This window comes from Streptomyces sp. NPDC045899 (assembly GCF_056431485.1).
The window spans coordinates 21,519-47,203 of sequence record NZ_JBWKKP010000021.1; the positions used below are offsets into that span (position 1 = coordinate 21,519).

The window sequence follows — 25,685 nt, forward strand, 5'->3', positions numbered from 1 at the left end:
CGGCATGATCCTGGCATACGGCGCGGCCGGGCCGCACACCCCTGTACGGGGCGCGCGGCCCGGCCGGTCGCCGGTACTGCGGATCAGCCCAGGCGCAGGCCGTTGCCCAGCACACCGCCGACCGGGAGCTTGCCGAGCAGCCCCTGGTCGGGCGCGGCCTTGCCGGCCGCGGGCTTGCCGGCGCCCTGACCGGGGATCTGCGGGGTGGCCGCGCCACCGCCGGGCACCGGGGCGTGCGAGACCGCCGACGCGGTGCTGCCTCCGGCGATGATGGCGACCGTGCCGAGGGCAACGACGCCGAGGGTCTTCAGGGTTCCCTGCTTCATCAAATCTGTCCTTGAGACGGGGGCTTGACCGACACGAAAACGTAGTCATGGATTTCGCCTGCCCGCAAACACCGGAAACGGCTGCCGTGACATGACTCCGCATCGGTCAACTCCGCGCCCCGCCTCGCGAGATCAGCTCTCGTCGCGGACAGAACCCCTGGTCACAGCGGACTCGGAAGCCACCTGACGGAACAGCCATTCGGACTTCAATTCAGCGTACCCAGGCTTGATCACGTCATTGATCATCGCCAGACGTTCACCAAAAGGAATGAAGGCCGACTTCATGGCATTGACCGTGAACCACTGCATGTCGTCCAGCGAATAGTGGAATGTTGATACGAGATGCTGGAATTCAGCACTCATACTCGTTCCACTCATCAGACGATTATCCGTGTTGACGGTGGCCCGGAAGTGCAGCCGGCGCAGCAGTCCGATGGGGTGCTCGGCGTACGAACTGGCCGCGCCCGTCTGGAGGTTGGAGGTCGGGCACAGCTCCAGCGGGATGCGCTTGTCCCGGACGTAGGAGGCGAGACGGCCCAGGGTGATGCTGCCGTCGTCCGCCACCTCGATGTCGTCGATGATGCGGACGCCGTGGCCGAGCCGGTCCGCACCGCACCACTGGAGCGCCTGCCAGATGGACGGCAGCCCGAACGCCTCACCCGCGTGGATGGTGAAGTGGTTGTTCTCCCGCTTCAGGTACTCGAAGGCGTCCAGGTGGCGGGTGGGCGGGAAGCCCGCCTCGGCACCCGCGATGTCGAACCCGACGACGCCGAGGTCGCGGTAGCGGTTGGCGAGTTCGGCGATCTCCAGGGCACGGGCCGCGTGGCGCATCGCGGTCAGCAGGGCCCCCACCCGGATGCGGTGGCCGTTCTCGCGGGCCCGCCGCTCACCCTCGCGGAAGCCCTCGTTGACGGCCTCGACGACCTCCTCCAGGGACAGCCCCTTCTCCAGGTGCTGCTCGGGGGCGTAGCGCACCTCGGCGTAGACGACCCCGTCGGCGGCGAGGTCCTCGGCGCACTCGGCGGCGACCCGGACCAGCGCGTCCCGGGTCTGCATGACGGCGCAGGTGTGCGAGAAGGTCTCCAGATAGCGCTCCAGCGAACCGGAGTCGGCGGCCTCGCGGAACCAGACGCCCAGCTTGTCCGGCTCGGCCTCGGGCAGCGCGTCGTACCCCGTCTCGCGGGCGAGGTCGATGATGGTGCCGGGGCGCAGCCCGCCGTCGAGGTGGTCGTGCAGCAGCACCTTGGGGGCGCGGCGGATCTGTTCGGGGGTGGGTTGGTGGGTGTGCTCGCTCGTCATCTGCGAAGCCTAGCCCCTACGCGCGTAGATCGGGGTGGATAGATACGGAACAGTGACCCGCACGGGTAGTGGAGTACACCTGTCCTTCTGCGATCGTGTCGGCATGGTTCAGCAAGCGTTGCCCGAACGGGGCGCACGGCTGGGGCGGCCGATGGGCGCGGCCGCCGCGCGGAGGACCGTACAGGGTGTGGTGCTGCTGCTCCCGGGCGGTGAGGCCGTCGGGACCCGGCGCCCCTCCCGGATGTCGGCGGCGGCCGTGCTGCCACTGGCCCGAAGACTGGTGCGGGCCGGTCAGGAGGAGGGTCTGACCGCCCATGTCGTCCGCTACCGGCGGCGCGGCTGGAACGGCTCCGCCGCGGACCCCGCCGCGGACGCCGCGTGGGCGGCGGACGAGGTGGGACGGCTCTACGGCGATGTGCCGGTCTGTCTCACCGGTCACGGCATGGGCGGCCGGGCCGCCCTGCACGCCGCCGGACACCCGGCCGTCACCTCGGTGGTCGCCCTCGCCCCCTGGCTGCCGGAACCGGCCACGGACCTGGCCCCCGAACCGGTGAAGCAGCTCACGGGGCGGCAGGTGTTGATCGCTCACGGAACCAATGACGAGCGCACCGACCCCGATCTGTCCTACCGGCTGGCGGAACGGGCCAAGAAGATCAACCGGGATGTGTGCCGGTTCGAGGTGCACACCGACGGCCACGGTCTGCACCAGCACCGCTCCGAAGTCCAGGCCCTCACCGCGGACTTCCTGCTCGGCTCCCTCTTCGCCACCGGCTACTCCCGCCCGGTGGCCGACGCCCTGGCGGCTCCGCCGCCGCTGGGCCTGCGGATGCCGCTGGCGGCGGGCTTCGGCTCCACGCTGCGCCACTGAGCGCTGCGCGGGGCCGTTGCCGTGGTGCGTCCGCGGCCACGTCGTGGCCGGCCGCCCCCACACGGCGGAGCCGTATGTCGACACGGCCCCGTGCCCCTTCGGGCCCGCCCCGGGAGGCCGGGTGTCCCGCGCCGTACCGGCCGGGGGCACCGGTGCGCGGTGACCATGCCGGAACAGCGGCCGGAACACGCCACCGGCGCACGGACGGCCACCGCCGCCACGGGCGGACCGTGTCCGGCGCACTCCGGAGGCGGCTCCGCCGTGCGAGTGCCGCACCGGGCCCGGAAGGGGCGGAGCGGCCGCTCGCTGGACAGGGGCGAGCGGCCCCTCCGGGCCTGTGGGGGGCCGTTCAGGCGCGGACGGGGACACCGCGCAGGGCCTGGCGGGCCACCTCCGCACGCCGCTCCACCTGGGCCCGACGGGTGCCGTAGAGCGTGATCCCCGCCGCGCCGGTCACGGCCGCGAGGCCGAGCACGACCACACCGGACCATCCGGCCGCGTGGAAGGCGAGGGCGCCCAGCGCCCCGCCGGCGCTGCTGCCCAGGTAGTACGACGCCTGGTAGAGCGCCGCGGCCTGGGCCCGCCCGGTCTTCGCGGTGCGGCTGACCGCCGAGGAGGCCGCCGCGTGGCCCGCGAAGAAGCCCGCGGTGATCAGCACCAGACCGAGCAGCACCGCGCCGATCGAGTCCAGCAGGGACAGCAGCAGTCCGGCCGCGGTGGTGGTCACCGCGACGTACAGGGCGCCGCGGCGGCCCAGACGGCCGACCAGCTTGCCGGTCGCGGCCGAGGAGACCGTGCCGACCAGGTAGATCAGGAAGATCGAGCCGATCACGGACTGCGAGAGGCCGAAGGGCTCGGCCACCAGCCGGTAGCCGATCACCGTGTAGACGGCGCCGAAGACGGTCATGAAGAGCGCGCCGATCGCGTACAGCCGGCACAGCAGCGGGTCGCGGAGGTGTCCGGCGACGGTACGGCCCAGGTCGCGCGGGCTCACCACGGTCGGGGTGAAGTGCCGGGCCGGGGGCAGCAGCAGCCGGAAGGCCACCGCACACAGCAGCGCCATGACGCCGACCGCGGCCAGCGCGGTCCGCCAGCCCCAGCCGTCGGCCACCCAGCCGGTGAGGATCCGGCCGCTCATACCGCCGACACTGTTGCCCGCCACGAACAGCCCGATCGCGCCGATCAGCGCCTTGGGCTGCACCTCCTCCGAGAGGTACGCCATCGCCGAGGCGGGGATCCCGGCCAGGGCCGCGCCCTGGACCGCGCGCAGTCCGATCAGCCAGTCCAGGTCGGGTGCGAACGGCACCAGCAGGGCGAGCGCCACCGCGATGGTGAGCGAGCCGGTCATCATCGCGCGGCGGCCGAACCGCTCGGACAGGGCGCTCAGCGGGAGCACCGCGAGCGCCAGGCCCGCGGTGGCCGCGGAGACGCTCCAGCTGGCCCGGTCGGCCTGGACATGGAGGTCGCCGGAGATGGCGGGCAGCAGCGCCTGGGTCGAGTAGAGCAGGGCGAACGTCGCGATCCCTGCGGTGAAGAGGGCGAACCGCATCCGGACGTAGCCGGGGCGGCCCGGGCTCATCCGCTCGGGAGCGGGCGCGGCGGCGGTGGAGAGAGGTGCGGAGGACAGCGCGGGGGAGGCGTCCACACGGTGGTTCCCGGTGGACGCCCCGGTATCAGCGGGAGGCATGGTTCGACCGTATGTACCCACAGCTGATGCGTCCAATGCACGGAATCAAGATAATCGTTCCACCACAGCATGAGCCGAGGTCAGGGGCGCACGTGTCACGCATCAGTTACGAACACGACATTCCGGTGACAGGAGGAATGGAGGCGGAGGAGGAGTCATGGGCGGTGGCGCTCACCCCGCGGCTCGCCCAGTTCGCCGCCGTCGCCCGCCACGAGCACGTCACCCGGGCCGCCCAGGAGCTCGGGGTGCCGCAGTCCACGCTCAGCCGGGCGATGGTCCGGCTGGAGGAGGACCTCGGGGTCGCGCTGTTCGCCCGGCGCGGCCGCACGGTGGCGCTCACCCCGGCGGGCCGGACCTTTCTGCGCTCGGTCGAACGGGCCCTGGCCGAGGTGGACCGCGCCGCCGAGTCGGTACGCGCGGACGCCGATCCCGCCGCCGGACGGGTCTCGTTCGGCTTTCTGCACACCCTCGGCTCGGAGACGGTGCCCGGACTGATCCGCGCCTTCCGGGTGGACCATCCCCGGGTCCGCTTCCAGCTGGTGCAGAACTACGGCGAGGCGATGATCGAGCGGATGCGGGCGGGCGGCCTCGACCTCTGTCTGACCTCCCCCGTCCCCGACGCCCCCGATCTCGTCGCCCGCCGACTGGACGAACAACGGCTGCGGCTGGTGGTGCCGGACGGCCACCGGCTGGCGAACCGCCGCCGGATCCGGCTGGCCGAGGCCGCCGCCGAGGTGTTCGTCACCCTCGAACCGGGCTACGGGCTGCGCCGGATCACCGACGCGCTCTGCGCCGAGGCGGGGTTCACCCCGAAGATCGCGTTCGAGGGCGAGGAGGCCGAGACCATCCGCGGTCTGGTGGCGGCCGGACTGGGGGTGGCGCTGCTGCCGCCCCCGGCGGTGCGGCGCCCCGGAGTGGCCGAACTGACGGTCACCGCGCCGCGCGCGGTGCGGGAGATCGGCGTCGCCTGGCTGGACGGCCATCCGGACACCCCTCCGGTGGCGGCCTTCAAGCGGTTCCTGCTGAGCAGGAGGGGGCAACTGCTGGACTGACGCCCTGGACTAACATTCGATCAACTCGGGCCGCCGGCGGGCGAAGCCCGGCATCGACAAGAGTTCTTTCTCTGAAAGGGCAACGGGGACTTGCGATCCAACAGAAAGCTGCGCTCCAGCAGGAAGCGCCGGATATCCATCGTCGCGGTGTGCGCCGCGGCGGCGATCACCGGCGGCGTGCTCTCGTCCAGCGCGTTCGGCACCGGCGACGAGGAACGGCCCGCGGCGGCGAAGCCGTCCACGCCCTCCCTGCCGGTCACGGACAACGCCGGGGCCGCCACCGATGACGCCACCTTCGACAAGGGCGTCATGACGCTGAAGGCGGCGCCCGCCGCGCAGCGCAAGGCCGCCGCGGCACAGCCCCACGGTGAGGGCTGGAAGCTGGGCGGTCCGGGCAAGGCGCTGGCCACCGGCTACACGATCAAGTTCTACGACCAGAAGTCCGCGGACTGGCTGTCCCGTTACGCGAAGGCGACCGCGGCGGACCTCCGACGGGTCACCCATCTGCCGATCACCGTGGACACCACACCGGTCGGCTGGGAGTACGAGCGGCCCAGGGGCGAGATCGTCATGGGCGTGCTCAAGCGCCCCTGCGTGCCCCCCGCGGACGGCGGCAGCCACGGCTGGAAGGTCGTCCACGACGGCTCCGGCACCAAGAACCTCAGCTGCGGCTTCTACTCCTCGTCGGTGGCCGACACGGTCACCAGCGGCCACGCCTACATCGACAGCTCGTTCTTCACGGCGGAGGGCAAGCCGCTGCCGTCCTGGGGCGAGACGTTCATGCGCAACCACATCAGCCATGAGCTCGGGCACACGATGGGTATGACGCACGCCAACCGCAGCTCCGCGCGCGGCGACTGCGTCAAGGGCGGCGACTCCGGCCAGAAGCCGGTGATGTGCACCCCGGCCGACGCCTACCAGGACAAGCGCGCGGGCACCTACGTCCAGCAGTTCGACGTGCAGGGCCTGCGCCACCTCGCCAAGGGCGCCGGGGCCACCCTCTCGCCGCAGGGCAGGGTGACCGGCCTGGGCGCCAAGTGCCTCGACGTCAAGGGCGGCAAGGCCGCGGCCGGCACCCAGATCCAGCTCTACCGCTGCAACGGCGGTGCCGCCCAGTCCTGGCTGCTGGAGCAGGACGGCACCTTCCGCGCCCTGGGCAAGTGCCTGGACAACGCCGGCAACGCGGCCACCGACGGCAACAAGATCCAGCTCTCCGACTGCACCGGCAAGGCGTCGCAGAAGTGGTCGGTCAACGCCAAGGGCCGGATCGTCCACGTCGCCTCGGGCAAGGTGCTCGACGTGACCGGTGGCTCCACCGCCGACAGCACCAAGGTCCAGCTCCACTCGGCCAACAGCAACAAACGGCAGGTCTGGGTCACCCCGAAGTAGCGCCTACACGCCGAGAGGGCCGGACGGGGAACTTCCCCGTCCGGCCCTCCGCGTCGGTGCGCCGCGCGTTACGCGATGCGTTCCATGACGATGGGCGAGGCGGTGAACCCGGTACCGGCCGGGGCGTAGTCGACCGCGCCGTCCAGGGCCTGGAGGGCGTAGTCGAACTTCTCGGGGGTGTCGGTGTGCAGGGTCAGCAGCGGCTGACCGGCGGTGACCCGCTCCCCCGGCTTGGCATGGATCTCGATACCGGCGCCCGCCTGCACCGGGTCCTCCTTGCGGGCGCGGCCCGCGCCCAGCCGCCAGGCGGCGACGCCGACCGCGTAGGCGTCCAGCCGGGTGAGCACCCCGTCGGCGGTGGCCGGGACCACCTGCCGCTCACGGGCGACCGGCAGCTCCGCGTCCGGGTCGCCGCCCTGGGCGGCGATCATGCGGCGCCAGTGGTCCATCGCGGAGCCGTCCGCGAGGGCCTTGGCCGGGTCGGCGTCGGGCAGTCCCGCCGCGTCGAGCATCTCCCGGGCCAGGGCGAGGGTGAGGTCCACGACATCGGCGGGACCGCCGCCCGCCAGCACCTCGACGGACTCGCGGACCTCGAGCGCGTTGCCCGCCGTCAGACCGAGCGGGGTGGACATGTCGGTGAGCAGCGCGACGGTGCGCACGCCGTGGTCGGTGCCCAGGCCCACCATGGTCCGGGCCAGCTCCCGGGCGGCGTCGATGTCCTTCATGAAGGCGCCGGAGCCGACCTTCACGTCGAGCACCAGCGAACCGGTGCCCTCGGCGATCTTCTTGGACATGATCGACGAGGCGATGAGCGGGATGGACTCGACGGTGCCGGTGACATCGCGCAGCGCGTAGAGCTTCTTGTCGGCCGGGGCGAGCCCGTCACCGGCGGCGCAGATGACCGAGCCGACGTCCCGCAGCACGTGCATCATCTCGTCGTTGGACAGCAGCGCCCGCCAGCCGGGGATGGACTCCAGCTTGTCGAGGGTGCCGCCGGTGTGGCCGAGACCGCGGCCGGAGAGCTGCGGTACGGCGGCGCCGCAGGCGGCCACCAGGGGCGCCAGCGGCAGGGTGATCTTGTCGCCCACCCCGCCGGTGGAGTGCTTGTCGGCGGTGGGGCGGGCGAGCGAGGAGAAGTCCATCCGCTCACCGGACGCGATCATGGCGGCGGTCCAGCGGGCGATCTCCGAGCGGTCCATCCCGTTGAGGAAGATCGCCATCGCGAGCGCGGACATCTGCTCGGGGTCGACCTCGCCGCGGGTGTAGGCGTCGATGATCCAGTCGATCTGGCCGTCGTCGAGGCGGCCGCCGTCGCGCTTGGCGCGGATGACGGAGATGGCGTCCATGGTGGGGTGCGGGCCCTTTCTCAACGGGTGCGGGCGCCGCATGTTCGGGGCGCCGGGGAAGGAGGGGGTGCGGCCCGGTGATGGCCGGACCGCACCCGGAAGGCCGCCGTCAGGCGCCGAGGCGTTCGAGGTCGGCCGGGCCGAAGGCGTCCGGCAGCAGCTCGGAGAGCGGTCGGACGCCGGAGGCCGTGTCGATCCGGAGGGCGGGGCCGCCGTGCTCCCACAGCAGCTGGCGGCAGCGGCCGCAGGGCATCAGCACCGCGCCCTCGCCGTCGCAGCAGGTGAAGGCGGTGAGCCGGCCGCCGCCGGAGGCGAAGAGCGCCGAGACCAGTCCGCATTCGGCGCACAGGGCGACACCGTACGCCGCGTTCTCCACATTGCACCCGGTGACCGTGCGGCCGTCGTCGACGAGCGCCGCGGCGCCCACCGGGAAACGGGAGTACGGGGCGTAGGCCCGGGACATCGCGTCCCGGGCCGCCGCGCGCAGCGACTCCCAGTCGGGAGCCGCCGCAGCGGGTGCCGTCATGTGCCCTGTCCCTTCCGGTAGGGCCGGTTGTTGGCCTTGGGCATCCGCAGCCGTTGTGAGGCCAGGGCCATCACCAGCAGGGTGACGATGTACGGGGTACCGGCGACCAGGTCGTTGGAGACGGTGTCGGTCAGCAGGTACCAGACCATCAGCAGCACCGCACCGGCACCGGCCGTCGCGCCCGCCAGATAACTCTTGCGGAAGAGCCGCCAGCCCGCCAGCAGAGCGAGGCCGAGTGCCACCAGCAGGAGCAGCGCGTGCACGGTGGCACCGCCGTTGCGCAGCTGGAGGGCGTCGGAGTAGCCGAAGAGACCCGCGCCCATCGCCAGCCCGCCGGGCCGCCAGTTGCCGAAGAGCATCGCGGCGAGACCGATGTAGCCGCGGCCGCCGGTCTGGCCCTCGTTGTAGATGTGCGAGCGGACCAGGGCGAGGAAGACCCCGCCGAGGCCGGCCAGGGCACCGGAGGTGATCACGGCCGCGTACTTGTACAGGTAGACGTTGACGCCCAGGGACTCGGCCGCCGTCGGGTTCTCACCGCAGGACCGCAGCCGCAGTCCGAACGAGGTCTTCCACAGCACGAAGAAGCTGCCGACGACCAGCACGAGGGTCAGCACGGTGAGCGCCGAGATGTCGGTGACCAGACCGCCGAGGATCCCGGCGACGTCCGAGACCACGAACCAGTGGTGGTTCTCCAGGGTGGACAGCCAGTCGGACAGACCGGGCACGGTGAACGTCGGGAGGTCGTCGACCTGCGGGGAGTTCTTGGGCGAGCCGCCGATGTCGCTCAGCGGTTCGAACCAGCGCTTGGCCAGATAGGTGGTGGCACCGAGCGCGAGGATGTTGATCGCCACACCGGAGATGATGTGGTCCACCCCGAAGGTGACGGTGGCGACGGCGTGGACCAGACCGCCGAGGGCGCCGCCGAGGACACCCGCGAGCACACCTATCCAGGGGTTGCTCTGGTAGCCGGCCCAGGCGCCGAAGAAGGTGCCGAGGATCATCATGCCCTCGAGACCGATGTTGACCACACCGGCCCGCTCGGCCCACAGACCGCCGAGGCCCGCGAGCCCGATGGGCACCGCCAGGCCCAGCGCGGCGCCGATCTGGTCGGCGGAGGTGACGCGGTCGAAGTCCGCCTGCTGGGCGGCGTCGACGAAGGTCCGCAGCACCGACAGGGCGATCAGCGCCCCGGCGATGATCAGCAGCACCTTGGCCAGGGACATCCGGGAGGCGGGCCCCGCGGCCTTGCCCGGCGTGTCCGTGCTCTTGGTGGTGGTCACCGTGGCACTCATGCCGGCACCTCCTGCTTGTCACTCTTGGCGGCCTTGGCCTGGGCGGCGAGCTCCGCACCGACCTTCTGCTGCTGGCGCTTGAGGCCGTAGCGGCGCACCAGTTCGTACGCGATGACGACGCACAGGACGATCACGCCCTGCATCACGCCGACGATCTCCTTGTCGTAGCCCTCGAACTCCAGCCGGTTGGCACCGCGCTCCAGGAAGCCCCAGAGCAGGGCGGCCAGGGCGATGCCGACCGGGCTGTTGCGGCCGAGCAGGGCGATGGCGATACCGGTGAAGCCCACGCCGATGGGGAAGTCGGCGGTGAACTGGTGGGTGTCGTTCAGCACGGTGGGCATGCCGATCAGACCGGCCATCGCGCCGGAGAGCAGCATGCTGGTGAGGACCATGCGCTTGACGTTGACACCGCTGGCCTCGGCGGCGGACTCGGAGCGGCCCACCGCGCGCAGGTCGAAGCCGAACCGGGTGCGGCCCAGCAGGAACCAGAAGCCGACCCCGGCGAGGACGGCGACGACGATGAAGCCCCAGATCGGGTCCAGGTCGCCACCGGCCGGGATGGTGAAGAAGTGGCTGGACTCCGGCAGCGCCTTGGTGGCCACGATGTTGGTCTGCTTGTCCAGGACGCCCAGTCGGCCGTCCACCAGCAGATAGCTGATGAGGATGCCCGCGAGGGAGTTCAGCATGATGGTGCTGATCACCTCGCTGACGCCGCGGTAGACCTTGAGCAGACCGGCGATCGACGCCCACATCGCGCCGACCAGCATGGCGACCAGGATGATCAGCGGGATCTGCACCAGACCCGGCAGCCCCATCGCGCCACCGGCGGCGGCGCCGAAGAAGGCGCCCAGCCGGTACTGGCCGTCGACGCCGATGTTGAACAGGTTCATCCGGAAGCCGATGGCCACCGCGAGACCCGCCAGGTAGTACGTCGTCGCCTTGTTGAGGATGTAGACCTGGCTGTCGGACTTCACCCCGTACTCGAACATCACGCCGAAGGCTTCGAACGGTGCCTTGCCGGTCGCCGCCAGCACCAGTGCGGTCAGCAGGAACGCGCTGACGATCGCGAGCAGCGGGGCCGCGACCGCGAGGAGCATCCGCTCCTTGTCGAACTTCTTCATCGGTCCTCTCCCCCAGCCGGGGCGGCGTCGGCCGGTGCGGCGGCCGGGACGGTGTCGGCCGGTGCGTCGGCGTCGGCCGAGCCCTCCAGATGGCCGGACGCCGCGCCGGTCATGGCCGAGCCCAGTTCCTCCGGGGTGATCGTGCAGGGGTCGGCGTCGGCGACCAGCCGGCCGCGGTACATCACCCGCAGGGTGTCGGACAGGCCGATCAGCTCATCGAGATCGGCCGAGATCAGCAGCACCGCCAGGCCCTCGCGGCGGGCGGCCCGGATCTGGTCCCAGATCTGCGCCTGGGCGCCGACGTCCACACCACGGGTGGGGTGCGCGGCGATCAGCAGCTTGGGGTGGTGGCTCATCTCCCGGCCGATGATCAGCTTCTGCTGGTTGCCGCCGGACAGGGAGGCCGCGGTGACCTCGATACCGGGGGTGCGCACGTCGTACTCGGCGACGATGCGCTCGGTGTCACGGCGCGCGGCGCCCGGGTTGAGCAGTCCGCCCTTGCTGTTGGGCTCCTCGGTGACATGGCCGAGGATGCGGTTCTCCCACAGCGGGGCCTCCAGCAGCAGGGCGTGCCGGTGGCGGTCCTCGGGGATGTAACCGATGCCGTCCTCACGCCGCTTGCGGGTGGGGGCGTGCGAGATGTCGGCGCCGTCGAGGGTGATGACACCCGCGTCGGGGTCCCGGATGCCCATGACGGCCTCGACCAGTTCGGCCTGGCCGTTGCCCTCCACACCGGCGATGCCCAGGACTTCGCCCTTGTGGATGGTGAAGTCGATGCCGTCGAGCACCGCGCGCTCCACACCGTCCACATCGGTGGCGGTCAGCCGCAGACCGTCGACGGTCAGCATCTTCTGGTCGGTGACGGTGGACTCGCGGGTCTCCGGGGAGGGCAGTTCGCTGCCGACCATCAGCTCGGCGAGCTGCCGGGGGTTGGTCTCGGAGGGGACGACGGAGGCCACCGTGGTGCCGCGCCGGATGACGGTGATGTCATCGGCCACCGAGAGCACCTCGCCCAGCTTGTGGGAGATGAAGATGACGGTGAGGCCCTCGGACTTGAGCTCGCGGAGGTTGTCGAAGAGCGCGTCGACCTCCTGCGGCACCAGGACCGCGGTCGGCTCGTCGAGGATCAGCGTCCGGGCGCCGCGGTAGAGGACCTTGAGGATCTCCACCCGCTGGCGGTCGGCGACACCGAGCTCCTCCACGAGGGCGTCGGGGCGCACCCCCAGACCGTAGGAGTCGGAGATCTCCCTGATCCTGGCGCGCGCCTTGGCGCCGATGCCGTGCAGCTTCTCCGCGCCGAGGACGACGTTCTCCAGCACCGTGAAGTTGTCGGCCAGCATGAAGTGCTGGTGCACCATGCCCACGCCGCGGGATATCGCGTCCGCCGGGGAGTGCAGTTCGACCGTGTCGCCGTCGAGCGCGATGGTGCCCTCGTCCGGGCGCTGCATCCCGTAGAGGATCTTCATCAGGGTCGACTTGCCCGCACCGTTCTCGCCGACGAGGGCGTGGACGGTACCGCGGCGCACGGTGATGTCGATGTCGTGGTTGGCGACGACTCCGGGGAACCGCTTGGTGATTCCGCGGAGTTCAACGGCGATGTCCTGGACGTCGCCGGCGGGGGCGCCCTGGGGCGGGCTGGCGGCTTTGATGGCGCACTCCTGAGGGGCGTGAGCGGTGGGGCTGGCCGGGGAGTGCCACGGACCCGGGCGGACGGCGGGTCCCCCGGGTCCGTGGCGGAAGGAGATCAGTCCTTGTAGGTGTCAGCCACCTTGATCTTGCCGTCGATGATCTTCTTCTTGGCCGTCTCGATCTTCGGCTTGATGTCGTCGATGAATCCGCCGGAGTAGGAGAGGGAGACGCCGCCGCGCTTCAGGTCGTAGGACTGGATGCCGCTCTCGGGCTTCTTGTCCTTGGCCACGCTCTTGATGAAGTCGTAGACCGAGCCGTCCACGGTCTTGATCATCGAGGTCATGATCGTGTGCTTGTACTGGGCCAGGCCCTTGTCGTAGTACTGGTCGCCGTCGACACCGATCGACCAGGTGCCCTTCTTCTTGGCGGTGGCCTCGATGGCGCCCGCGCCGGAGCCGCCGGCCGCCGAGAAGATCACGTCAACCTTGTTGGAGAGCATGCCGTCCGCGATGTCCTTGCCGCGGTCGGGCATGCCGAAGCCCTTGGCCGAACCGACCTGGACCCACTGGACGTTGAGCGACGCCTTGGGGTTGGTGTCCTTCAGGCCCTGCTGGAAGCCACCCGCGAACTTCTTGATCAGCGCGCTGTCGGTACCACCGATGAAGCCGACCTTGTTGGTCTTGGTCTTCAGGCCGGCGGCCACACCGGCGAGGTAGGAGCCCTCGTGCTCGGCGGAGACCAGGCTCGCGACGTTCTTGAGGTCGACGACCGAGTCGACGATCGCGAAGTCGGTGTCCTTGTACTTCTTGGCGGCCTTGGAGAGCGAGGGGGTCCACGCGTAGCCGACGCCGATGACCGGGTTGTAGCCCTCCTCGGCGAGGCTGGCGAGCTTGTCGTAGCGGTCGGCGTCGGTGTCGCCGTCCTTCGCCGTCAGCTCCTTGCCGCCGATCTTGAAGTCCTTCTTGGCCTTGTCGTAGCCCTTGGCGGCGGAGTCGTTGAAGGAGTGGTCACCGCGGCCGCCCACGTCATAGGCCAGGCCGATGCCCTTGTCCTTGCTTCCTGATTCCGAACTGCTGCCACAGGCGGTGGCGGAGAATGCGAGGGCCGCGGTGGCAAGCCCCGCGACAACTATCCTGGATACCCGGCGCACGAGGGTCCCCTCTGACTCGAAGCGCCTCCTTTGGCGCTGGCTCCGCCGCATCGTAACGCGCGTAGATGTCAGATAAAGCCCCCCTCGGAAGCCGTTATCGGATCGTCGCGAACGTGCCTTGACCGAGGGGGCGCGAGGGGGTGACGGGGCGGTGACGCGGGGTCTACAGAAGGTTCCGGTCGAGCAGCGCGGCCGCGGTGAACAGCTCCACGCCGACCTGGATGGCGCCCTCGTCCACATCGAAGTCACCGCAGTGCAGATCGCGCCGGGTGGTGTCGCCGACCCGGCGGACGCCCAGCCGGGCCATCGCGCCCGGCACCCGCTCCAGGTACCAGGAGAAGTCCTCGCCGCCGAGGCTCTGTTCGGTGCCCTCGACCGCGGTCGAACCACGCCGGGCGACCATGGCGTCACGCAGCAGCTCGGTGGAGCTCACCTCATTGACCACCGGGGGGACCCCTCGGATGTAGTTGATCTCCGACTTGGCCCGGTGCAGGGTGGCGATCTCGTCCACCGCGGCGTGCACCAGGTCCGGGGCCTCGCGCCAGGCGGGCAGGTCCAGACAGCGCACGGTTCCGGACAGCTCGGCGTGCTGCGGGATGACGTTGCAGGCGTGACCGGACTCCACCCGCCCCCAGGTCAGGGCGAGCCCGGAACGGGCGTCGGCCCGGCGGGCCAGCAGTGCGGGCACCTCGGTGATCACCTTGGCGGTGGCGGTCACCAGGTCGGTGGTCAGATGCGGGCGCGCGGTGTGGCCGCCGGGCCCGTCGAGGGAGATCTCCAGCCGGTCGCAGGCCGAGGTGATCGGCCCGGTGCGCAGCCCGATCCGGCCGACCTCGACCTTGGGGTCGCAGTGCAGGGCCAGGATCCGGCCCACGCCGTCCAGCACCCCCGCCTCCATCGCGTCGGCCGCGCCGCCGGGCAGCACCTCCTCGGCGGGCTGGAACAGCAGCCGCACGGGGCGGTGCAGCCGCCCCTCACGGGCCAGCTCGGCCAGCACCAGGCCGGCGCCGAGCACCACGGTGGTGTGCACATCGTGGCCGCAGGCGTGGGCCCGGTCGGCGAAGGTCGAGCGGTAGGGGACGGTCTTGGTGTCCGGGATCGGCAGTCCGTCGATGTCGGCGCGCAGCGCGAGCAGCGGCAGTGTCGTCGACAGGCTGTCCTGGGGGCCGATGTCACAGATGAGACCGGTGCCGGAGGGAAGCACCCGCGGAGTGAGGCCCGCACGCTCCAGCCGCGCCTTGATCGCGGCCGTGGTGCGGAACTCGCAGTTGCCGAGCTCCGGGTGCATATGCAAATCCCGCCGGAAGGCGATCAGTTCGGCGCGGAGCGCGTCGGGGAGCGCACCGGGCAGTGCCGCGTCGGCGGTGGGTGTGGCATCGGTCTCATCGAGGGACATCAATTGCTTCACCTGAAGAAGCGTAGAACGGCGACCCGGCCGTCCGAATGTCGATCAACAAAACTTCAACCGGATCGGGGAAGGAAAAGTCCCCCTCCCGGCGCATGATCTCCCTAGTCAGGGGGTATAACAGTCCGCTTTGTCGTGAGAAGCGCCACACGCCCGTCCGAGCGATGCTGTCAGGAAGCTGCCACGGCGGTCCCGGGGGTCGCGGGCCGCCCCGGGGACGACGCGGGCGGTGTCGGCGGCACCGGCGGTGCCGGGGCCGTCCCGGTCGCCGCGCCGGGAGACGGGCCGGGAGACGGGCCGGTCGCCGCCCCGGGGGGCGGGCCCAGCCGGGTCACGTCCCGGGCGGTACCGGTGACGCCCGACAGGAAGCCCTGCGCGCGCGGCGAGGCGTCGCTCGTCAGCCAGGCGGGGTCCACATCGCAGACCGCGACCTGCACCCCGGTGCCCACCAGCGCCAGCGGGAGGGTGTGCACCACGGTCGAGGGGAAGCTCACGATGGTGTGGCCGATGGGGCCGCGGCGCGCTATCAGCTCCAGCGGCAGATCGGGCCGTACGATCTCCAGCCCCACCTCGGCCGAGACCCGGTGCAGCTTCTCGGCGCTCTCCCGGCGGTGCGCGAAGTAGCGGGTGGCGCCGTGGGCACGGGCCAGACCGGCGACCGCCTCCAGATAGCGCTCCAGGTCCACCACCCCGGTCTCCACCAGCGAGGTGCCCACCAGATCGGTACCGCGGGTGAGCCGGGGCGGGCCGAAGCGGGACCGGGTCCAGGCGAAGTCATGGGCGGTGACGGTCACGCCGGGGGGCGGTTCGACCGGCATGGAGCTGAAGACCTCGACCCGGCGCTTGTCGCCCGGGGTGAGCCGACGGCGTGCGGTGGCCGACACCGGCGCGAAGACCAGCTCGCGCGCCCCTCGGCCGCTGCCGCGGCGGTGCCAGCGCTCCAGCCGCTCCCCGCCCGCGAGCTGGGAGATGAACTCCATGGTGGCCGTGCCGTCGTCCACCACGACCAGGTCCCGGGCGCGGGTGAGGGTCAGCAGCAGCTGGACGTAGCGGGAGAAGGGATCGCCGATGACGATCCGCCCGGCGCGGCGCAGCGGTCCGCGCAGTCCGCCGATGGTCTTCAGCGGGGCGCCCGCCCCGCCGCGCGCGTCCTCCCAGCGCACCGTGAGGCCCTCGTCGCGGGCCAGCTCGGCCATCCGGCGCAGCTGGCCGCGGGTCATCGGATCGTGCGGGGAGAGCACCACCACGGTGAGGTCCAGGGCCGCGCCCAGCGACGGCGGCCGCTCCGGTCCCGTAGTACCGCGCCGCACGTCCGCGTACGCCCACTCCAGCACGTTGAGCAGCTGGACCGGGCTCTCCACGAAGGCGAGGGTGCTCGGGGGTGACGAGGGGGCGGGGGGCATCACACCGTCCACGAGGGCATCGCACCGTCCGGGGGAAGGGCCCGGACCCGGCGGGCGGCTCCCGAGTGTTCGGGGCCGCCCGCCGTCTCCGGGCGCGGGCCGGTCTCACCGGCCGGTGGGTTCACGTCGAGGTGTCTCAGACCGCGACCGGCTCGCGCTCGGCGGTCTCGCCCTCGGCGACGACACCCGGGACCCGGCGCAGCTTCTTCATCGGGCCGAGCTCGCTCTCGTAGACCTTCTTGACGCCGTCGCCCAGCGACTCCTCGACCACGCGGATGTCACGGACGAGGCGCGTCAGGCCCTGCGGCTCCACCGACGCGGCCTGGTCCGAACCCCACATGGCGCGGTCCAGGGTGATGTGGCGCTCGATGAAGGTCGCGCCGAGCGCGACGGCGGCCAGCGTGGTCTGCAGACCGGTCTCGTGGCCGGAGTAGCCGATCGGCACGTTGGGGTACTCGGCCTGGAGCGTGTTGATCACGCGCAGGTTGAGCTCCTCGGCCTTCGCCGGGTAGGTGGAGGTGGCGTGGCAGAGCAGGATGTTGTCGCTGCCCAGCACCTCGACCGCGTGACGGATCTGCTTGGGGGTGGACATGCCCGTCGACAGGATGATCGTGCGGCCGGTCGCCCGCAGGGCGCGCAGCAGCTCGTCGTCGGTCAGCGAGGCGGAGGCCACCTTGTGGGCCGGGACGTCGAACTTCTCCAGGAAGGCGACGGCCTCGGTGTCCCACGGGGAGGCGAACCAGGAGATGCCGCGCTTCTTGCAGTGCTCGTCGATGGCGCGGTACTCGTCCTCACCGAACTCCACGCGGTGGCGGTAGTCGATGTAGGTCATCCGGCCCCAGGGGGTGTCGCGCTCGATGTCCCACTGGTCGCGAGGGGTGCAGATCTCCGGGGTTCGCTTCTGGAACTTGACCGCGTCGCAGCCCGCGTCGGCGGCCGCGTCGATCAGCTTGAACGCGTTCTCCAGGTCGCCGTTGTGGTTGATGCCGATCTCACCGGTGACGTAGACCGGCTGACCGGGGCCGGCGGTCTTGTCGCCGAGGGTGCGGAGGCGGGAGATGGAGCTCACTTAAGACAGTTCCTTTCCGAGAATCCACGAGGCGATCTCGCGGATCGCGCCGTCACCGCCGGGGGTGGAGGTGACCGCGCGCGCTGCGCCGCGCACGACGTCGTGCGCACCTGAGACCGCCACGGGCCAGCCGACGAGGCCGAAGCACGGGAGGTCGTTGACGTCGTTGCCGACGTAGAGCACGCGCTCCGGCGCGATGCCCTGCTCCTCGCACCACTGCTTCAGTGCGAGATCTTTTCGGTCGATGCCGTGGAGCACGGGGACCTGGAGTTTGCGGGCCCGTGCGGCGACGACCGGGTTCTTCTCCGTGGACAGGATCAGCAGCGCGAGCTCCGCCCGGCGCAGGGCGGCGATCCCGAGCCCGTCACCGCGGTGCACGGCGACGAGTTCACGTCCTTCGGAGTCGATCAGCACCCTGTCGTCGGTCTGGGTGCCGTCGAAGTCGAGTACCACCGCGTCGATGTCGTCGCGGGTGGGGAGGGAGCCCGCCCGGCCCGGGTCCAGCAGCGGCGCCAACGCGCGGGCGCGGGCCAGGTCGTGCGGATCGTCGACCTCCAGCACCCGGGCGGCGTCGGTGCGCACCAGGTCGGTACGGCCGAAGAAGCGGTGCCCGGCCTCGCGGAAGCCCCGGGCGTCCATCGCGTAGGCGGCGCCGGTCTCCAGGAAGTCCTGCGGGCGGTCCTGACGGCGCGGGCGGTACGCCTTGTCGTGGTTGACGCCCATGCCGCCTGCGGCGGCGGGGACCGGGTTCACGCCTGCCGGCGCGGCGGGCGCCGCGTCGGGCATGGCGGAGGCTGCCGCGGTCCCGCCCCCCGGCTCGGCGTCGGCCGGGCTCGCGGCGTCACCCGCGGTTCCGGCCGCGGCCGGAACCGCGCTGCCCGGGACGGAGGAGACCGCCGTCGGTGCGGTCGGGGCGCCGCTGTTCTCGTCCTCGCGCCAGACGAAGCCGTGGAACGGGGCGACGGTCAGGGCGCTGTCGGCGCCCTTCTCGACCACCGCCGCGGCCACTCCGTCGATGTCCTCGCGGACCAGGAACGGGCTCGTGCACTGGACCAGCAGCACCACGTCCACCGGTCCGCCGCCGAGCGCCTCGCAGCTGTCCATGGCGTGGATCACCGCGGCCTCGCTGGTGGCGGTGTCGCCCGCGATGGCCGGGGGCCGGTGGACCACCTCGGCGCCCGCGCCGCGGGCCGCGGCGGCGATCCCGGAGTCGTCGGTGGACACCACCACGTCCGTCACCAGGCGGCTGGCCCGGCACTCCCGGACGGCCCGCGCCACCAGCGGTACGCCGCCGACGGCGGCCAGGTTCTTGGCGGGGACGCCCTTGGATCCGCCGCGGGCGGGGATCACGGCGAGTACTCGCCGGTCGGAGGACGGGGGCATCGCGGCTCCTTCGGTGCGTGGGCAGGTGGTCGCGGGGGCGGTGGTCGCCGGGGCGGTGGTCGCGGGGGTGGTCACAGCTCCCCCATCCGCCGGATGACGGGTGCCACGCGCTGGACGCCGTGGCGGTAGGCGCCGCGGGCCGCCTCGCGCATCGTGTGGCGCACCACCCGGCGCAGCCCCCCGGCCCCGTCCTCGGGGGCGGCGCCGGGGCGCGGCCGGCCGTCCGGTGCGAAGCCGTAGCGGGCCAGCCGTCCGGGCAGATAGCCGGGGGCGGTGGCACGGGTGTAGTAGGGGTCGAGCGGCGGCAGGGTGTCCGCGGCGACCAGTGCGGCGACCCGCTCCCGGGCGGCGTCGAACCAGGTCTCGTACGGCCCGTCGGCGGCGACGCCCTGTCGGGCCAGCCACCCGGGGTCGGGCTCGGGCCGGTGCCCGGCGTCCAGCTGGTCCCAGGAGGCCAGACAGCCGGAGCCGAGGAAGTGGTGGTTGCCCAGGGCCTCGCGGATCCCCAGGTCGGTGAGGACGGCGGTGGGGACGCCCCGGTGCAGGGACTCCAGGGCGGCCGTGGAGCTGACCGTGACCAGCAGGTCGGCGGTGTCCAGGACCTCGCCCATGTTCCCGTACGCCAGGCGGAGGTTGGCGGGGACGCCGTCGCCGAGCCGGTCGATCAGCTTCTGGTAGGGCAGTTCCTCGATATGGGTGGTGTGCTCACCCGGCTTGCTGCGCAGTTTGACCACGACCTCGCGGTCGGGGTGGCTGCGGGCGTGCTCCACCGCGCGGCGCAGCAGATAGGTGCGGTCCGCGCGGTTGTCGGGGACGGACGGCTGGACGGCGAAGACCACGGTGCCGCCGGGGTGGGCGCGGCCGAGCCGGGCCCGCTCGTCGTAGCGGGCGCCGCCGAGGAACGGCAGCGCGCACTCCACGACGCTGTCCGCCGGGGCGCCCACGCCCCGGTAGACCTCGCGGAACCGCTCCGCGTCATGGCGGGAGTTGGCGAGCACGACATCGGCGCCGTGGCGCAGCAGCAGTCCGTCGGCCAGCTTCTCGTAGACCACGCCGACGTAGCCGGTGACGACCACCGGGCGGCGGGCGGCCCCGCGCCAGGTGTGTGCCAGACCGTGCACCATGGCCTGGACGGCCCCGCCGACCAGCGAGAGCACGATGACGTCGTAGTGTTCACGGTCCATCGCGCGGACGAACTCGGGTCCGGTCACCTCGCGCAGCGCGTCGGCGCGCACCCCCACCTCGGCGAGCTGCCGGACGGTCGGCGTCGCCCGACCGCGCAGCAGGAAGCCGTCCAGGCGGCCGCCCGTCTCCGGACCTTCGGGGACGAGGCGCTGCGCGGTGAGCGCGCCCCATTTCCACCGGGTGTCGGAGTCGGCGAGCACGGCCACTCGCGGGGATGCAGGGATAGGTGAGGACACGTCGAAGACGCTAGGAAGCGATATCGATTCACGGCCCAACGCGGGAGCAACAAAGGGTTAACAGCGCGTCGACGATTGGCGAATCGGCCGCCGGGAAGAGCGGGTTAACCGTTCCGACGTTCTTCGTTCACCTTCAGGTACTCCACTGGTCAAGACGAATGCCGGACGGCGACCTAGCGTCACCCGCGTGGTTAAGCTCTCCGTCATCGTGCCGTTCTACAACGTGCAGACCTATGCCCCCGACACGCTCAGAAGCCTGCGTGCGAACGCGCGCGAGGACTTCGAATTCATTCTCGTCGACGACTGTGCCACCGATGGGACACCGGAGATCCTGGAGCGCGCCGAGCGCGAGCTGCCGGGTGCGGTGTACCTGCGGCACGAACAGAACGGCGGGCTCGCCACCGCGCGCAACACCGGGCTCGACGCGGCCCGCGGCGAGTACCTGACCTTCCTCGACGGCGACGACTGGCTGGCCCCCGGGTACTACGCCCGGCTGCTGGCCGCCATGGAGGACCTGGACTGCGACTTCGTCCGTACCGACCATGTGCAGTGCACCGGCCGCGCACGGTCGGTCCACCGGGTGCCGCACGGCCGCCGCGGGGTGGTGCTGGACCCGCGGGAGGCCATCCTGCCCGCCGACCGCTCCACCTCGGTGGACTACGCGTTCGCCTGGGCGGGCATGTACCACCGGCGGCTGCTGGACGAGGGGCTGCTGCACTTCACCCACGGGCTGCGCACCGCCGAGGACCGGCCCTGGATCTGGCGGCTGCACCGTGAGGCGCGCACCTTCGCCGTCCTCGGTCTGTACGGGGTGTTCTACCGGCGCGGGGTTTCCTCGTCGCTCACGCAGATCGGCGATGTGCGCCAACTGGACTTCATTCGCGCATTCGATCAGGTCATCGAGGAAACGGCCCGCGACCGGGACGCCGACACCCTGCTCCCGAAAGCGGTCCGCACCTATTGCGCGATCATTTCCCATCACCTCGGAAACATCGAGAGATTCGAACCCCAAGTGGCCAGGAAACTCCGTTCCCTGTCGGCGGCCGCGATGAAACGAATGCCCCAGGACGTACTGAAGGACGCGCTGGATTCCATGGACTACGAGCGCGCCGCACGACTGCGGCGGGTCAAGCGCCGCCCCGCACCGGAGGTGGCGGCCTGATGTCCGGCTACACCCCCCGCGCCGAGCGCGGACGCACCCAGATCTTCCTCGCCTCGACCCTCTACGGCGCGGCGACCCTGGCGGCCGCCGTCGACGCGGGGAGCATCGGACCGGCCGACCGCCGGCTGCTGCTCATCAGCAACAACGCGGCGACCCCGGAGACCACCCCGGCCGTGGACGAGATGCCCGGCTTCGAGCGGCTGCGCGGCCGCTTCGACCGGGTGCTCTCCTGGAACGAGACGATCAGCCCGTTCCACCCCGGCGGCTGGTCACCGCGGTCCGACGACACCCCGCTGTGGGAGCGCCATCTGCGGCTGCTGTGGAACCTCGGCGAGGACGACATCGAACTGGTCCTGGAGTCCATCCAGGTCAACCCGGCGATGGCGGTGGCGGGCGTCTTCCAGGGCGCGCCCATCGACGTCTACGCCGACGGCCTGATGAGCTACGGCCCGACCCGCAACAAGCTGGACCCGCTGATCGGCACCCGGATCCGGCGGCTGCTCCATCTGGACCTGGTGCCGGGCCTGCGGCCGCTGCTGCTCACCGAGTTCGGGGTGGAGCCGGAGGTCCTGCCGACCGAGGTGTTCACCAAGGTGCTCGGCGAGGTCGCCGACGCGGCCCCGCGCGGGGTGGCCTCCGCCAGCGAGCGGATCGCCACCGGCGACGGACCGGCGCTGATGCTCGGCCAGTACCTCTCCGCGCTGGACATCCTCACTCCGCAGGAGGAGGAAGAGCTGCACGTACGGATGTTGCGCGGCGCCGTGGCGCTCGGCCACCGCACGGTGGTCTTCAAACCGCATCCCACCGCCCCGGCCCGCTGGTCCCGGCTACTGGAGAAGAAGGCCGCGGAACTGGGCGCGGAGCTGACCGTGCTGGACACCCCGGTCCTGGCCGAGGTGCTGTACCAGCGGATGCGCCCGGCGCTGGTGATCGGCTGCTTCTCCACCGCGCTGCTCACCGCGAGCGTCTTCTACGGACTGCCCGTCGCCCGGATCGGCACCGAGGTGCTGCTGGAGCGGCTGGCGCCGTACCAGAACAGCAACCGGGTGCCGGTGACCATCGTGGACGCGCTGCTGCCGGACCTGGAGGACCACCGCGCGGTGGCCGCGGGCGCCGCGCCGGTCGACGAGCGCGCCGGACGGCGGCTGACCGGGCTGGTCTCCGCGGTGGGCTTCGCGATGCAGGCCAAGATCTACCCCGGGCTGCGTCCGGCCGCCGAACGCTATCTGTCGGCCCACCTGGACGCCCACACCTGGCGCTACTTCAAGCGGCGCAGGCTCACCGCGCTCGCCCTGCCCGGTGCGGTCCCCTCCCAGCTCGCGTTCATCCCGCGCAACGAGGCGGTGCGCCGGGTCGCCCGCCGGGCCCGCGCCCTGAAGCGGTCGGCGCTGAAGCGGACGGCCACCGGATGAGCCGGACGCCCTGCATACGGTGCCCGCGTCCGGGGGCGGGCGGATGAGCGCCACCACCGTCCCCGACGCGGGCCCCCGGTCCCTCTCGTCCTCCCCCGCGCGCCCGGCCGGAGCCGAGGCACGCCCTGCGCGCACCGCCGGTCCGCCGCGGCTGCGTGCCCTGGACGGGCTGCGGCTGCTGGCCGCCCTGATGGTCGCCGCGTACCACTACGGCGGCCGCACCGGTGAGATCGGCCAGGCGTGGGGCACCTCGCCCCGTGAGCAGTTCCCCACCGCCTCGTCCTTCTTCGCCTACGGCTGCCTGGGCGTCCAGGTCTTCTTCGTCATCAGCGGGTTCGTCATCTGCATGAGCGGCTGGGGGCGCCCGCTGCGCTCGTTCTTCGCCTCCCGGGTCTCCCGGCTCTTCCCCGCCTACTGGGCCGCGGTCATCCTGGTGACGGCGGTCTTCGCCCTCCCCTGGGTCGTCTACGAGGCGGTCTCGCCCAGTGACGCGCTGGTCAACCTGACCATGCTGCAACAGCCGCTCGGGGTGGACCGGGTGCTGGGCGTGTGCTGGACCCTCTGGGCCGAACTGCGCTTCTACGCCCTCTTCGCGCTGTTCGTCGTCCTGCCCGGCGCCAACCGCCGCCGGGTGGTGCTGTTCTGCGCCGTCTGGACCCTGGGCGCGGCCGTGGCCGAGGCGGCGGACCTGCCGCTGCTGGACGTGGTGCTGATGCCCGAGTACGCCTCGTACTTCATCGGCGGCATCGGCCTGTATCTGGTCCACCGCTACGGCCATGACGCCCTGGCCTGGGGCATCGTCGCGATCAGCTTTCTGATCGGCCAGCACTACGCGATCGCCGGGCTCTGGCACCCGGCGGACGTGGACGCCTTCTCCTACCGCTCGTCCACCGGCATCATCGCCGTGGTGGCCTTCGGCTACGCGGCCGTCGCACTCATCGCCCTCGGCGGACTGCGGTGGGCCGACTGGCGCTGGCTGACCGTGGCCGGGGCGCTGACCTACCCGTTCTACCTGGTGCACGAGCATCTGGGCTGGGTGGTGGTCGGGGTGCTGCACCGGAAGCTGGGACTTCCCTCCTACGCCACCCTGGTGCTGACCGTGTCCCTGATGCTGGGCCTGGCCTGGCTGCTGTACCGCTTCGTCGAGCGTCGTCTGACCCCGGTGCTCAAGCGGTCGCTGTCCGCCGTCCGGCTGCCGTAGCCGCACCGCCGTCACACCGCGGGCGCCCCTCCCGGGCCGAGGTCCGGGAGGGGCGCCCGCGTCGTCCGGCGACTGGCCGCCAAGCAGCCGCGCGACGTCCGGTGCCTTTCGGGTGCGCCCCGAAGGGGCGCGGGGAACTGCGCGACCGGCCACGACGCAGCCGCAGACATACGACGGCATCGCTCGGACGTCCTGCGGAGCTCAACCGCAGTGCTGGGCCTTCTCCTCCTCCGTCATCGGGCGGGTGTGCTGGGTCTTGGTGCTGGACGCGTCCTTCTTGGGCGCGGTCGACTCGAACGGCACGTACCAGATGTAGTGACCGTAGAACCGGTCCTCGAAGTGCAGTTCGTAGGTGCCCTTGACCTTCTCCAGGGTGGGTTCGCGGGTCACCCAGCCCACCTCACCGGGGCGGACGTCGACATTGGTGGTGTCGGTCTCGGTGTGCGAGGTCTCCCAGGTGTGCCCGTAGCTGGTCTCGATGCTCACCTTGAAGACCTCGGAGAAGCCGTACTCGGCGCTGAGCGAGACCCCGAGGCTGTTGGACTCCCCGGTGGTGTCGGCCCACGCGATGCTCGACCGCTGGAGGTCCTCGGTGCAGTTGTAGGCGGAGTCACCGACCTGGTGCGCCTCCCCCATGGAGTCCGTGGGGGCGCCCTCGGGATGGAAGACGCAGGAGTCGGTGCCGTTGTCGCACTTGTCGAGCAGTTCGCGCAGGGTCGGCGTCTCCTCGGCCTGTGCGCCGGGGGCCATGGCGACGCCGCCCAGGACGGCCACCGCGGACAGCAGAACGGCGGCGCGGGTGCGACGGATCCGGTGGGGACGGTCGCCGGTGCTGGTGCGTATGCGGTTGTTCATGTGCAGCCCTCCCGTGGGGGGTGTGCGATGAAGGGGGATACCGGGCGCCGGTTCAGCGCGGTGGCGGTCAGCTGAACCCGATCGACTGGGTGCGGTCGTTCATCATCTGGCCGACGTCCGCGGTGTTCTCGTCGAACGGGCCGTCGCGGTCACCGCCGAGACCCGGCTCCGGGTAGAGCCAGATCGCGCAGTTGCCCCACGGCTGCACCGAGGAGACGCGGTTCTTCCAGTCGTCGGCCAGGTCGGCCTGGTAGTCGACCCAGCCGTCCTTCTCGCACAGACCCGGACCGGTGATGGTGAGCGAGGAGCCGGTGAAGCCCTTCTCGTCGAAGAACGTCCCCTGGATGACGTCCCCCTCCGCCGCCTTCGACCGGGCCCCGGACGCCGCCGCGGTACGGGCACCGGTCAGCTCCGCCCGGAAGGACGCCGACGCCGCGGCCTCCCGCGGGGTGGCGGGGGCATCGGTGACCCGGCCGTGCGTGGCTCTGTCGACGGCCGCGGTGAAGGTCGCGAAACAGCTCTGCTGTCCGGAGCGGGCATCCACCACGCAGTGCCGCGGGGCGGGTTCGGCGGCGGTGGCGGTCTGCGTCCACGGAACGCAGACCACACCGGTGACGACGGCGACGGCCGCCCCGGCGAACCGGGCGCGGAGGGTCTTGATCGCCATGCGAACACCTCCTGACTGTGTG

At 71.6% G+C, this 25,685-nt stretch carries 22 protein-coding genes; 6 read left to right on the plus strand and 16 right to left on the minus strand.

The genetic code is table 11. The features are described 5' to 3' along the window. Nucleotides 1–83 precede the first annotated feature (83 nt). Both AC07FT_RS26805 and AC07FT_RS26810 read right to left on the minus strand, forming a co-directional pair. Nucleotides 84–326 carry a hypothetical protein gene (locus tag AC07FT_RS26805; RefSeq protein ID WP_471200824.1) on the minus strand — a complete coding sequence of 81 codons (243 nt, stop codon included), beginning with the start codon at nt 324–326 and terminating at the stop codon, nt 84–86. A 132-nt stretch (nt 327–458) separates the two neighbouring features. Beyond that, nucleotides 459–1,625: an adenosine deaminase gene (locus AC07FT_RS26810; protein WP_479178389.1), complete on the minus strand. Its 1,167-nt coding sequence runs from the start codon at nt 1,623–1,625 to the stop codon at nt 459–461. A gap of 103 nt (nt 1,626–1,728) precedes the next feature. Between AC07FT_RS26810 and AC07FT_RS26815 the strand changes: the two genes are divergently transcribed. Beyond that, nucleotides 1,729–2,493, plus strand: a complete 765-nt coding sequence (locus AC07FT_RS26815) for an alpha/beta hydrolase (RefSeq protein WP_479178391.1) — start codon at nt 1,729–1,731, stop codon at nt 2,491–2,493. 349 nt (nt 2,494–2,842) lie between these two features. Here AC07FT_RS26815 and AC07FT_RS26820 read toward each other — a convergent pair whose 3' ends face one another. Beyond that, nucleotides 2,843–4,180 carry an MFS transporter gene (locus AC07FT_RS26820; protein WP_479178392.1) on the minus strand — a complete coding sequence of 446 codons (1,338 nt, stop codon included), beginning with the start codon at nt 4,178–4,180 and terminating at the stop codon, nt 2,843–2,845. Between the two features lie 35 nt (nt 4,181–4,215). On the opposite strand from AC07FT_RS26820, the gene AC07FT_RS26825 reads away from it, so the two are divergent. Beyond that, nucleotides 4,216–5,232 (plus strand): LysR family transcriptional regulator, encoded by a 1,017-nt coding sequence (locus AC07FT_RS26825; RefSeq protein ID WP_479178393.1) that lies wholly within the window; start codon nt 4,216–4,218, stop codon nt 5,230–5,232. Nucleotides 5,233–5,322: 90 nt separating this feature from the next. Further along, nucleotides 5,323–6,621, plus strand: coding sequence for a ricin-type beta-trefoil lectin domain protein (locus AC07FT_RS26830; protein ID WP_479178395.1), 1,299 nt, complete (start codon nt 5,323–5,325; stop codon nt 6,619–6,621). Between the two features lie 68 nt (nt 6,622–6,689). Here the strand turns inward: AC07FT_RS26830 and AC07FT_RS26835 are convergent, their stop codons facing one another. The 11 genes from AC07FT_RS26835 to AC07FT_RS26885 form a co-directional block, all read right to left on the minus strand. Further along, nucleotides 6,690–7,967: a thymidine phosphorylase gene (locus AC07FT_RS26835; RefSeq protein WP_479178396.1), complete on the minus strand. Its 1,278-nt coding sequence runs from the start codon at nt 7,965–7,967 to the stop codon at nt 6,690–6,692. A 109-nt stretch (nt 7,968–8,076) separates the two neighbouring features. After that, on the minus strand, nt 8,077–8,493 hold the full coding sequence (locus tag AC07FT_RS26840; RefSeq protein ID WP_479178398.1) for a cytidine deaminase: 417 nt from the start codon (nt 8,491–8,493) through the stop codon (nt 8,077–8,079). Further along, nucleotides 8,490–9,785 carry an ABC transporter permease gene (locus AC07FT_RS26845; RefSeq protein WP_471200864.1) on the minus strand — a complete coding sequence of 432 codons (1,296 nt, stop codon included), beginning with the start codon at nt 9,783–9,785 and terminating at the stop codon, nt 8,490–8,492. Before AC07FT_RS26845 ends, AC07FT_RS26840 begins: the two co-directional genes overlap by 4 nt. After that, complete coding sequence (locus tag AC07FT_RS26850; RefSeq protein ID WP_471200867.1) at nt 9,782–10,906, minus strand: ABC transporter permease; 1,125 nt, start codon at nt 10,904–10,906, stop codon at nt 9,782–9,784. Before AC07FT_RS26850 ends, AC07FT_RS26845 begins: the two co-directional genes overlap by 4 nt. Continuing rightward, complete coding sequence (locus AC07FT_RS26855) at nt 10,903–12,555, minus strand: ABC transporter ATP-binding protein (RefSeq protein ID WP_471201247.1); 1,653 nt, start codon at nt 12,553–12,555, stop codon at nt 10,903–10,905. The genes AC07FT_RS26850 and AC07FT_RS26855 overlap by 4 nt, the downstream gene beginning before the upstream one ends. 95 nt (nt 12,556–12,650) lie before the next feature. Then, the gene (locus tag AC07FT_RS26860) at nt 12,651–13,685 is read right to left on the minus strand and encodes a BMP family lipoprotein (protein ID WP_479178400.1); all 1,035 of its coding nucleotides are present in this window, start codon (nt 13,683–13,685) and stop codon (nt 12,651–12,653) included. Between the two features lie 163 nt (nt 13,686–13,848). Further along, nucleotides 13,849–15,081 (minus strand): amidohydrolase, encoded by a 1,233-nt coding sequence (locus AC07FT_RS26865; RefSeq protein ID WP_479178493.1) that lies wholly within the window; start codon nt 15,079–15,081, stop codon nt 13,849–13,851. Between the two features lie 179 nt (nt 15,082–15,260). Continuing rightward, nucleotides 15,261–16,493 carry a hypothetical protein gene (locus tag AC07FT_RS26870; RefSeq protein WP_479178402.1) on the minus strand — a complete coding sequence of 411 codons (1,233 nt, stop codon included), beginning with the start codon at nt 16,491–16,493 and terminating at the stop codon, nt 15,261–15,263. A gap of 136 nt (nt 16,494–16,629) precedes the next feature. After that, nucleotides 16,630–17,562: an N-acetylneuraminate synthase family protein gene (locus tag AC07FT_RS26875; RefSeq protein WP_479178403.1), complete on the minus strand. Its 933-nt coding sequence runs from the start codon at nt 17,560–17,562 to the stop codon at nt 16,630–16,632. Beyond that, a complete protein-coding gene (locus tag AC07FT_RS26880) occupies nt 17,563–18,945 on the minus strand; it encodes a cytidylyltransferase domain-containing protein (protein WP_479178495.1) in 1,383 nt (460 codons plus the stop codon). A 71-nt stretch (nt 18,946–19,016) separates the two neighbouring features. Beyond that, nucleotides 19,017–20,330 carry a DUF6716 putative glycosyltransferase gene (locus AC07FT_RS26885; RefSeq protein ID WP_479178496.1) on the minus strand — a complete coding sequence of 438 codons (1,314 nt, stop codon included), beginning with the start codon at nt 20,328–20,330 and terminating at the stop codon, nt 19,017–19,019. Between the two features lie 223 nt (nt 20,331–20,553). On the opposite strand from AC07FT_RS26885, the gene AC07FT_RS26890 reads away from it, so the two are divergent. Genes AC07FT_RS26890 through AC07FT_RS26900 form a run of 3 tightly spaced genes read left to right on the plus strand, consistent with a single transcriptional unit; the run spans nt 20,554 to nt 24,141 of the window. Beyond that, nucleotides 20,554–21,528 carry a glycosyltransferase family 2 protein gene (locus tag AC07FT_RS26890; RefSeq protein WP_471200878.1) on the plus strand — a complete coding sequence of 325 codons (975 nt, stop codon included), beginning with the start codon at nt 20,554–20,556 and terminating at the stop codon, nt 21,526–21,528. Beyond that, nucleotides 21,528–22,940: a polysialyltransferase family glycosyltransferase gene (locus tag AC07FT_RS26895; protein WP_471200881.1), complete on the plus strand. Its 1,413-nt coding sequence runs from the start codon at nt 21,528–21,530 to the stop codon at nt 22,938–22,940. Before AC07FT_RS26890 ends, AC07FT_RS26895 begins: the two co-directional genes overlap by 1 nt. 43 nt (nt 22,941–22,983) lie before the next feature. Then, nucleotides 22,984–24,141: an acyltransferase family protein gene (locus AC07FT_RS26900; RefSeq protein ID WP_479178405.1), complete on the plus strand. Its 1,158-nt coding sequence runs from the start codon at nt 22,984–22,986 to the stop codon at nt 24,139–24,141. Nucleotides 24,142–24,342: 201 nt separating this feature from the next. On the opposite strand, the gene AC07FT_RS26905 is transcribed toward AC07FT_RS26900, so the two are convergent. After that, nucleotides 24,343–24,996: a hypothetical protein gene (locus tag AC07FT_RS26905; protein ID WP_479178407.1), complete on the minus strand. Its 654-nt coding sequence runs from the start codon at nt 24,994–24,996 to the stop codon at nt 24,343–24,345. Nucleotides 24,997–25,063: 67 nt separating this feature from the next. Then, nucleotides 25,064–25,663: a hypothetical protein gene (locus AC07FT_RS26910; protein WP_479178408.1), complete on the minus strand. Its 600-nt coding sequence runs from the start codon at nt 25,661–25,663 to the stop codon at nt 25,064–25,066. Nucleotides 25,664–25,685 lie beyond the last annotated feature (22 nt).